Annotated in this window: 8 protein-coding genes; 1 reads left to right on the top strand and 7 read right to left on the bottom strand. The window is 69.2% G+C overall.

The features are described 5' to 3' along the window. Nucleotides 1–191: 191 nt before the first annotated feature. Entirely contained in the window at nt 192–626 is a 435-nt protein-coding gene (locus E2C05_RS25730; RefSeq protein ID WP_133222502.1) for a hypothetical protein, read from the top strand. Nucleotides 627–852: 226 nt separating this feature from the next. Here the strand turns inward: E2C05_RS25730 and E2C05_RS25725 are convergent, their stop codons facing one another. From E2C05_RS25725 to E2C05_RS25695, 7 genes are all read right to left on the bottom strand, one after another. Beyond that, on the bottom strand, nt 853–1,755 hold the full coding sequence (locus E2C05_RS25725; RefSeq protein WP_205083065.1) for an IS5 family transposase: 903 nt from the start codon (nt 1,753–1,755) through the stop codon (nt 853–855). Between the two features lie 97 nt (nt 1,756–1,852). After that, entirely contained in the window at nt 1,853–2,227 is a 375-nt protein-coding gene (mnhG, locus tag E2C05_RS25720; RefSeq protein WP_133222501.1) for a monovalent cation/H(+) antiporter subunit G, read from the bottom strand. Beyond that, complete coding sequence (locus E2C05_RS25715; RefSeq protein WP_133222500.1) at nt 2,224–2,505, bottom strand: K+/H+ antiporter subunit F; 282 nt, start codon at nt 2,503–2,505, stop codon at nt 2,224–2,226. Before E2C05_RS25715 ends, mnhG begins: the two co-directional genes overlap by 4 nt. After that, a complete protein-coding gene (locus E2C05_RS25710) occupies nt 2,502–2,993 on the bottom strand; it encodes a Na+/H+ antiporter subunit E (protein WP_133222499.1) in 492 nt (163 codons plus the stop codon). The genes E2C05_RS25715 and E2C05_RS25710 overlap by 4 nt, the downstream gene beginning before the upstream one ends. Beyond that, on the bottom strand, nt 2,990–4,594 hold the full coding sequence (locus tag E2C05_RS25705) for a monovalent cation/H+ antiporter subunit D (protein WP_133222498.1): 1,605 nt from the start codon (nt 4,592–4,594) through the stop codon (nt 2,990–2,992). Before E2C05_RS25705 ends, E2C05_RS25710 begins: the two co-directional genes overlap by 4 nt. After that, complete coding sequence (locus E2C05_RS25700; protein WP_133222497.1) at nt 4,591–4,935, bottom strand: Na+/H+ antiporter subunit C; 345 nt, start codon at nt 4,933–4,935, stop codon at nt 4,591–4,593. Before E2C05_RS25700 ends, E2C05_RS25705 begins: the two co-directional genes overlap by 4 nt. Further along, a complete protein-coding gene (locus tag E2C05_RS25695) occupies nt 4,935–7,862 on the bottom strand; it encodes a monovalent cation/H+ antiporter subunit A (protein ID WP_133222496.1) in 2,928 nt (975 codons plus the stop codon). Before E2C05_RS25695 ends, E2C05_RS25700 begins: the two co-directional genes overlap by 1 nt. Nucleotides 7,863–8,091: the final 229 nt, after the last annotated feature.

Below are 8,091 nucleotides of genomic sequence, written 5' to 3'. Positions count from 1 at the left end.
GGCGGCGCCGCCGGCCGCGGCGCCCGCAACCAGGTGCTCGGCGGCCACAACCTGAACGCCGCCACCGGCAAGGGGTCCTTCGCCGACCAGCAGGTCGTCACCATCGGCGCGCAGTAAGCGCCGGCCCGGCACGTCCCGGCCCCGCCCGCGGGCGCCGGGACGCCCCGACGCGCAACCAGGAGGACTGCGTCATGATGCGTTCCATGCTCGCCGCCGCCGCGCTCGCGCTCTGCGCCGCGCTGCCCGCGACGGCGCAGGACCTGGGCGGCGTGCGGCTGCGCGGGCCGGGGGCGGTGCTGGACCGGGTGGAGAGCTTCGACCGCGGCGGCTGCCGGCTGTCCCAGACCAGCGTCAGCCTGGGCGTCAACAAGGCGATCGGCGCCGACAGCCGCGCCCGCCAGCAGGTCGGCACCGATGCCGGCGGCGGCTGCCGGCCGCTGGTCAGCACCCAGGCGGCGGTGGGGGTGAACCTGTCGATCGGCCGCCGCGCCCAGGCCGAGCAGTCGGTCGAGGCCGGCGGCCCGACCGGGCTGCTCGCCACCAACACCCTGGCGCGCGGCGTCAACATAGCCGCCGGCACCCGCGGCGCCGCCAGCCAGCGCGTGCTGGCGCAGACGGCACGCTGAACCCGTTGCGGTGAAGGCCGGACTGGACGGCCAGTGACGCTCAGGCTTCGACCCACAGGACGGAGCGCTTGATGACACGATCCACCGGCGTGCCATCGCGCAGCGGCACCGCGCGGCGGATGCCGTGATCCACGAAGCCCAGCCGATCGTAAAGGCGGGGTAGCGCCCAGGGACGTGGTGGAAAATCCGCACTTGGCCTGAGTGGGTACTAAGAAGCTGTACGCGATTAAAATCTTTGCTGCGGCTGGGTTTGGGCGATGAGGCGGCGTGTGATGATGGAGGTCATCGCTATCCAGACATGCCCGGCAAAGAGGTCTGCGGCGCGGTCATAGACGATGTTGAGCCGCCGGTAGCGGCTCAACCACGCGAACAGCCGCTCGACGACCCACCTGATCCCGTTTGGCAGAAAGCGCCCATCGCGCGTGCCGCCGGGCGAGATCGAAACATGGATGTCGTGCTCGATCGCTGCTGCGGCGAAGGGCGCGCCTTTGAAGCCACTATCGCCGAGGAGGTCACCTTCGAAGCCGAGCGCGGCCAGCCGCGGCAGCATCGGCAGTACACCCGCGCGATCGTCCGTGTTTGCCGATTGCAGTTCGAGGTCGAGCAGCGATCCATGCTTGTCCCAGACCGCGAACAGCTTCACGCCCTTGACCAGTTTGCCGCCGTCGATGCCGCGCGCCCAGGCGGTTGGAGCTGACTGCAGGGACCGGCTGTCAGCCACCACCGCCGAGGGCAGAACCTCGTCGCCGCAGGCCAGCCGCCAATCGAACGCGAGACGCTGGCCCAGCCGGCGCCACAGGCCCAGGCGGGTCCAGCGTGCAAAGCTGCTGTGCAGAGTGGTGAAGGGAACACCCGACAGCCAGCCGGCGACGCGCCACTGCAGGCCGCCGAAGGTCAGCGTCCAGATCAGCCCGATCAGCCGCCGCCGCAAGGTCAGGTCCGGCTTGCGACCGCGGCGATGCACGCCGACCCGCTCACGGTCCATGGCCTCCAGTTCTGCCTCGACCGCGAAGACAAAGACCTCGATGTCGGCCAGGGCGTTCCAGCCGTCGCCACGACTGGATCGGGGAACACGCCGAGCCGAAGGTGGAGGCAGGTCAACATTGCTGCGTAGGCTGGTGCGGGACATCGGCCCAACATGGTGAGGTCCAGCCCGCGCATCGCTCTACGTATCGCAGTCGACCCGAAGAGGGCGGCTTATTTCGCGTTCAGACTCTAAACCACGGTCATCTCTCCTCACCTCCTTCCCACCGGACGCCGGGCGGCGGCGGAACCGACCCATTCCTCTCAACCCGATCGCGATAGAGCGCGGCGCGGGCTAGCAGCATCAGGGTGACCGGCGTGGTCATGACCATGAGCACCGCGATCAGGATCTCATGCAGGACGAGGCGCCTTTGCAGCAGCGAGAAGAAGAGCATCGAGGCCACCAGCACGCAGCCGATCCCGAGCGTCGTGCCGAGGGTCGGCGCGTGGACCCGCTCGTAGAAGCTTCGCAGCCGCAGCAGGCCGAAGGAGCCGATGAGTGCCAGGCCGGCGCCCAGCAACAGCAGCACGGCGACAATCACCGCCGCCCAGACCGGCAGCTCGGCCGCATGGATCATTCGATCACCTCGCCGCGCATGAGGAATTTCGAGAGTGCCGCCGTCGTCACGAAGCCGAGTAGCGTGATGAGCAGTGCTGCCTCGAAGTAGTGCGATGTGCCGGTACGGATGCCGAAGACCAGCAGCAGCATCGCCGCGTTGACGTTCAGCGTGTCGAGCGCGAGCACGCGGTCTTGCGCCCGCGGCCCGAGCAGCAGGCGGACCACTGCGCAGCCCATCGCCGCCAGCAGCATTAGTTGTGCCAGCAGGACGGCCCAGGCGAGCAGCACGACGCTCATTCGAAGATCTCCATCAGCCGCCGCTCCCACTTCTCCTTGACTATGCGGACCCATTCCGACGCGTCGACCAGGTCGAGGACATGCAGCAGCATGATCCCTTCGCTGGAATCGTATTCCACCCAGACGGTGCCGGGCGTCGCGGTCAGGATGCAGGCCAGCGCCGCCAGCCCCTGCGGCGAGCGCATGTCGAGCGGGATCTGGACGAAGCCGGACTGCCGCCTTCCTTGGCCCGCCGGGTCGAGGATGATCCGCGCCACCGCGTTGTTCGAGCGCACGACCTCCACCAGCACGTCCCGCAGCAGCCCGGGCAGCACGGCGAGCCGGCGCAGCCGCGCCCGCGGCGGCGCCAGCGACGCCAGCGCCCAGGAACCGCCAAGCGTGACCATGCCGCCGAGCAGGATGGTGCCGAGCGAGGCGCTGCCCGCCAGCACCAGCCAGGACAGCAGCAGCGCGAGCGCGATCAGCGGATACGGCAGGACGCGCCTCATCGCGGGTTGTCCACGGCTGGCAGTACGGCCTGTAGGTAGCCGGCCGGATCGTGCAATGCCTGCGCCGTCGCGGCGGCGTAGTCGAAGGCCGGGCCGGCGGCCACCGTCAGTATGGCGCAGAGCACGAGTAGCAGCGCCACGGGCAGGAACTCCACCACGCTGACCCGGACCGGGTCGACGGCTGGCGAAACCCAAAAGGCATCGATGCCGGCGCGCACCATGGCCACCACCGTGGTGAGCCCCGAGAGGATCAGCGCGGCCGTCACCACCCAGGCCATCGCCGGCGGCGCGCCGCCGCCCGGCGCGATCAGCGGCGATGAAATGGCGAACTTCGCCAGGAAGCCGGAGAAGGGCGGCAGCCCCGCCACCAGCAACGCGCAGGCCAGGAAGGAGACGCCGAGGGTCGCCACCGCGGCGGGGATCGGCACGCCGATCGCGTCACGTTCCCCCGGCTCGCCATCCTCCTGATCCTCGCCGGTGCCGAAAGCCTCCCGCGTCACGGCCAGCACGTCGGCGCCGATGTCGCGGCCGCGCTCGACGAATTCAATCAGCAGGAAGAATGCGCCGATCGCCAGCGCCGAACCGACGAGGTAGAGCAGCGCGCCGGCGGTGACGGCCGCCTTACCGAGGCCGATCGCCGTCAGCAGCGTGCCAGAGGAAACCAGCACACTCGCTCCGGCCAGGCGCGCCAGGCTCTGGTTCGCCAGCACCGCGACCGAGCCGAAGCCCAGCGTCAGGAGGCCACCGAGGGTCAGCCAAGTGCCGCCGAAACCTGCAGACTCGCCCGCACCGTCTCCAAACAGCAGCAGCCAGACGCGCAGCACCGCATAGATGCCTACCTTGCTGAGGATGGAAAGGATCGCCGCCGCCGGGGCGCTGGCCGCGGCATAGGTGCCGGGCAGCCAGAAGCCCAGCGGCCACATCGCGGCCTTGACCAGGAAAGCGATGCCGAGAACGGCGAGCCCGGCCTCCAGCAGAGCCCGGTCCGCGGCCGCGATGCCACGCAGCCGGATCGCCAAGTCGGCCATGTTGAGCGTGCCGGCGATGCCATAGACGACGCTGACGCCGACCAGGAAGAGCAGCGACGCCACGAGGTTGATGACGATGTAGTGCAGCCCCGCCCGGACCCGCGCGGTGCCGGAGCCATGCAGCGCCATGCCGTAGGAGGCAGCGAGCATGACTTCGAAGAAGACGAAAAGGTTGAACAGGTCGCCGGTCAGGAAGGCGCCGTTCAACCCCATCAGCTGGAACTGGAACAGCGGGTGGAACTGCACGCCAGCGCGGTGCCAGCGGGCCAGCGAAAAGACGAAGGCGGCGAAGCCGAGGATGGCGGTCAGGGCCACCATCACCGCCGAGAGCCGGTCGAGCACCAGTACGATGCCGAAGGAGGCCGGCCAATTGCCCAGCCGGTAGACCCGCACCTCAGGCGCATCCGCAACCATCAGCAGGGCGGCCGAGAGCGCCAGCAGAGCGAGCGCGGAGGCAAGGCCGAGCCCCGCGGTCAGCCTGCGTCGCCTATTGCCCACCAGGATCATCACCGCGCCCGCCAGCATCGGCACGACGATCGGGGCGATCACCATATGCTCGGCCCAGCCGGTCATCGCCCCCGCTCCCGTCCGTCAACGTGGTCGGAGCCAGTCAATCCGCGCGCCGCCAGCAGCACGACCAGCAACAGCGCCGTGGTGGCGAAACCAATAACGATCGCGGTCAGCACCAGCGCCTGCGGCACCGGATCGGAATAGCGGGCAAGCGTGCCCACCTCGCCGGACTGCAGGATGGCCTCCGCCCCGGTGCGCAACCCGCCGGTTGAGAAGATGAAGAGGTTCACCGCATAGGACAGCAGGGCGAGGCCGATGGTGACCTGGAAGGTGCGCGCGCGCAGCAGCAACCAGACGCCGGAGCCGGCCAGTAGGCCGATCGCCAGGGAGACGACGAGCTGCATCAGTCCTCCCCCACCGCGGCGGGCAACCGCGCCGTCGGCGCCGTGCGGCGGCCGCGCACGGACTGATGGGCCAGGGCGATGAGCATCAGGAGGGTGGCGCCCACCACGAGGGCGAAGACACCGATGTCGAAGATCAGGGCGCTGGCGGCGGGAACCTTGCCGATCACCGGCAGGTCGAGATAGGCGAAATAGGAGGTGAGGAAAGGCTGGCCAAAACCCCACGCGGCCACCCCGGTGCCGGCAGACAGCAGCAGCCCCGCGCCGATCCAGACGCGTGGCCGCAGCCAGCTCAACCGGTCTTCGGTCCAGTCCGTGCCACCGATCATGTATTGCAGGATCACCGCGATCGCCACGACCATGCCGGCCGAGAAGCCACCGCCCGGCCGGTCGTGCCCTCGCAGCAGCAAAAATGTGGCGACCAGCAGCATGACCGCGAAGAGCAGCCGGGTGAGCACGGCGGGCACCAGCAACCAGTCGGCTACCGGCCGCGCCTCACCCGGGGTCGTCCGGGCCGGCGGCAAGGCCATCTGGTCCAGCTGTTGCATCGGCGCCCCGAGGCTGTCCAGCGCGGGGCGGAAGCGGCGCAGCAGAGCGTAGGTGACCAGCGCGACCGTCGCAACCACGAAGATCTCGCCCAGCGTGTCGAAGCCTCGGAAATCCACCAGCGTGACATTGACCACGTTGGTGCCGCCGCCCTCGGTATAGGCGCGGGCGAGGAAATCAAGCGCCAGCAGGTCGGGCGGGGTGCGCGTCATTACGGCATAGGACAGCGTCGCCAGCCCACCGCCTGCGCCGACGGCGATGCCGAGGTCACGCAGCCTTCGGGTGAAGGTCAGCACCTCCGGCCCGCGATCGCCGGGAGCGCGCCGGCGCTGCGGCAGCCAGCGCAGGCCGAGCAGCAGCAGCACAGTGGTGACGACCTCGACGGTGAGCTGGGTCAGCGCTAGGTCCGGCGCGGAAAACCAAACGAAGGTCAGGACTACCGCAAGGCCGACGCCGCTCACCAAGATCAGCGCCGCCAGGCGGTGGAATTTTGCCAGCACGGCGGCGCCGATCGCGCAGGTCCCGCCCGCCACCCAGATCAGTGCGAGCACCGGGTCGACTGGCACCGAGGGCAGGTTGCCGGGCCCGAAACCGCGCTGCCCGACTGCCGCGCCTCCAGCCAAGAGGGCGATCACCAGGATCAGCCGCAGCTGAGGCTGCAGCCGGCGGGTGCCGGCAATGTTCTCGATTCGGCGCGCCAGCCGCCAGGATAGGAACACCATGGCGCGCTCGAAGATGCGCCGTCCCTCCACGTGATGCAGCAGCGGCTCCCCATCGACGTCGCTGCGCAGCCGCCGCTGCAGCAGCAGGTAGAGCGCAACGCCGCCGGCCAGGGCGACGACGCTCATTAGCAGCGGCAGGTTCAGCCCGTGCCAGACCGACAGGCTGTAGTCGGGCAAGTCGTCCCCCAGCAAGGCGCTCACGGCGACGGCGAGGAAGGGCCCGACCGTCGCGGCCGGCAGGATGCCGACCATGATGCAGGTCAGCACGAGGATCTCGACAGGAAAGCGCATCCAGGTCGCCGGCTCGTGCGGCGTGCGCGGCAGGTCCACCGGATCGGGGCCGAAGAAGGCGCCGTGGATGAAGCGGAGCGAGTAGGCGACGCTGAAGGCGCTGCCGAGCAGCGCGGCGAAGGGCAGGATGTTCAGCAGCCCCGGCAGCGGGGTCTCGGCCGAGAGCGCCTCGGCGAAGAACATCTCCTTCGAGATGAAGCCGTTGAGCAGCGGCACGCCGGCCATCGCCGCGGCGGCGACCAGGGCGAGCCGCGCCGTAAAGGGCATCGACCGATTGAGCCCCGACAGCCGTCGGATGTCGCGCGTCCCGGTCTCGTGGTCGATGATGCCCGCCGCCATGAATAGCGACGCTTTGAAGGCGGCATGGTTAAGGATGTGGAACACCGCCGCGACCAGGGCGAGCTCGCTGTTCAGGCCGAGCAGAAGGGTGATCAGCCCAAGATGGCTGATGGTCGAATAGGCGAGCAACCCCTTCAGGTCGCTCTGGAAGATGGCGACGTAGGCGCCGAGCAGCATGGTCATCAAGCCGGCCGTGCCGACGATGAGGAACCAGGCGTCGGTACCCGCCAGCGCCGGCCAGAGCCTCGCCATGAGGAAAATGCCCGCCTTCACGAGTGTCGCTGAGTGGAGGTAGGCCGAAACCGGTGTTGGCGCCGCCATGGCGTTCGGCAGCCAGAAGTGAAAGGGGAATTGCGCGCTCTTGGTCATGGCGCTGACCAGGATCAGCAGCAGCGCGGGCAGGTAGAGCGGGTGCGCCCGGATCACATCGCCGGCGGCGAGTACCGCGTCGAGGTCGTAGCTGCCGGCGATGTGGCCCAGCACCAGCACCCCAGCGAAGAGCGCGAGCCCGCCGGTGGCGGTGACGGTCAGCGCCATCCGAGCGCCATCGCGGGCCGAGACGGTGTGGTGCCAGTAGCCGATCAACAGGAAGGAGAAGAGGCTCGTCAGCTCCCAGAAGTAGGCCAGCTGCACCAGGTTGCCCGACACCACCACCCCGATCATCGCCCCCATGAACGCGAGCAGGAAGGCGAAGAAGCGCGGCACTGGATCGGCCTCGGCCATGTAGTAACGGGCGTAGAGCACCACGAGCGCGCCGATGCCCGTCACCAGCCCGGCAAAGAGCCATGCGAAGCCATCGAGGCGTAGCGTCATGTTGAGCCCTAAGCGCGGCATCCAGGCGAATTCCGCCCGCAGCACGCCGCCGGTCGAGACGGTCGGGTAGGCGGCCCACACCAGCAGAAGGCCGGCGAGCGCGACGCCGCCCGCCAGCGCCGCCGCCGTGTTCCGGGCATGGGTTGGTAGCAGCCCGGCCGTGACTGCGCCGAGAAAGGGCAGGACCACGAGGGTGACGAGAAGCAGCGTGTCAGGCATCGCGGTGCGTCAGCAGTCCAGTGCGCGAGGCACGCGCCGAACCGGCACTTCGCGGCGTCACGTCGCCGCCTGGAATGGGCCAGCCAGCAGCGCTACCACGTCTTCCGCTGAGGTGGTCCCCATTGGTCGGACAGCTTGGCGGCCTGGATAAGCTCGGCTCTGGTTTCCGTCAGGCCGCCAATCTCGTCACCGAATTCGTCCCATACGCCTCGTCAGGGGTCCTGCCGTC

This window comes from Paracraurococcus ruber (assembly GCF_004353985.1).
GTDB classification, from domain to species: Bacteria; Pseudomonadota; Alphaproteobacteria; order Acetobacterales; family Acetobacteraceae; genus Paracraurococcus; species Paracraurococcus ruber.
This window is presented reverse-complemented; position numbering and strand designations above follow the sequence as displayed.

Bases quoted from the DNA above. Each gene is read 5' to 3' on its own strand.
- E2C05_RS25730 (WP_133222502.1), top strand. From the start codon at position 192: ATGATGCGTTCCATGCTCGCCGCCGCCGCGCTCGCGCTCTGCGCCGCG.
- E2C05_RS25725 (WP_205083065.1), bottom strand. From the start codon at position 1,755: ATGTCCCGCACCAGCCTACGCAGCAATGTTGACCTGCCTCCACCTTCG.
- mnhG (WP_133222501.1), bottom strand. From the start codon at position 2,227: ATGATCCATGCGGCCGAGCTGCCGGTCTGGGCGGCGGTGATTGTCGCC.
- E2C05_RS25715 (WP_133222500.1), bottom strand. From the start codon at position 2,505: ATGAGCGTCGTGCTGCTCGCCTGGGCCGTCCTGCTGGCACAACTAATG.
- E2C05_RS25710 (WP_133222499.1), bottom strand. From the start codon at position 2,993: ATGAGGCGCGTCCTGCCGTATCCGCTGATCGCGCTCGCGCTGCTGCTG.
- E2C05_RS25705 (WP_133222498.1), bottom strand. From the start codon at position 4,594: ATGACCGGCTGGGCCGAGCATATGGTGATCGCCCCGATCGTCGTGCCG.
- E2C05_RS25700 (WP_133222497.1), bottom strand. From the start codon at position 4,935: ATGCAGCTCGTCGTCTCCCTGGCGATCGGCCTACTGGCCGGCTCCGGC.
- E2C05_RS25695 (WP_133222496.1), bottom strand. From the start codon at position 7,862: ATGCCTGACACGCTGCTTCTCGTCACCCTCGTGGTCCTGCCCTTTCTC.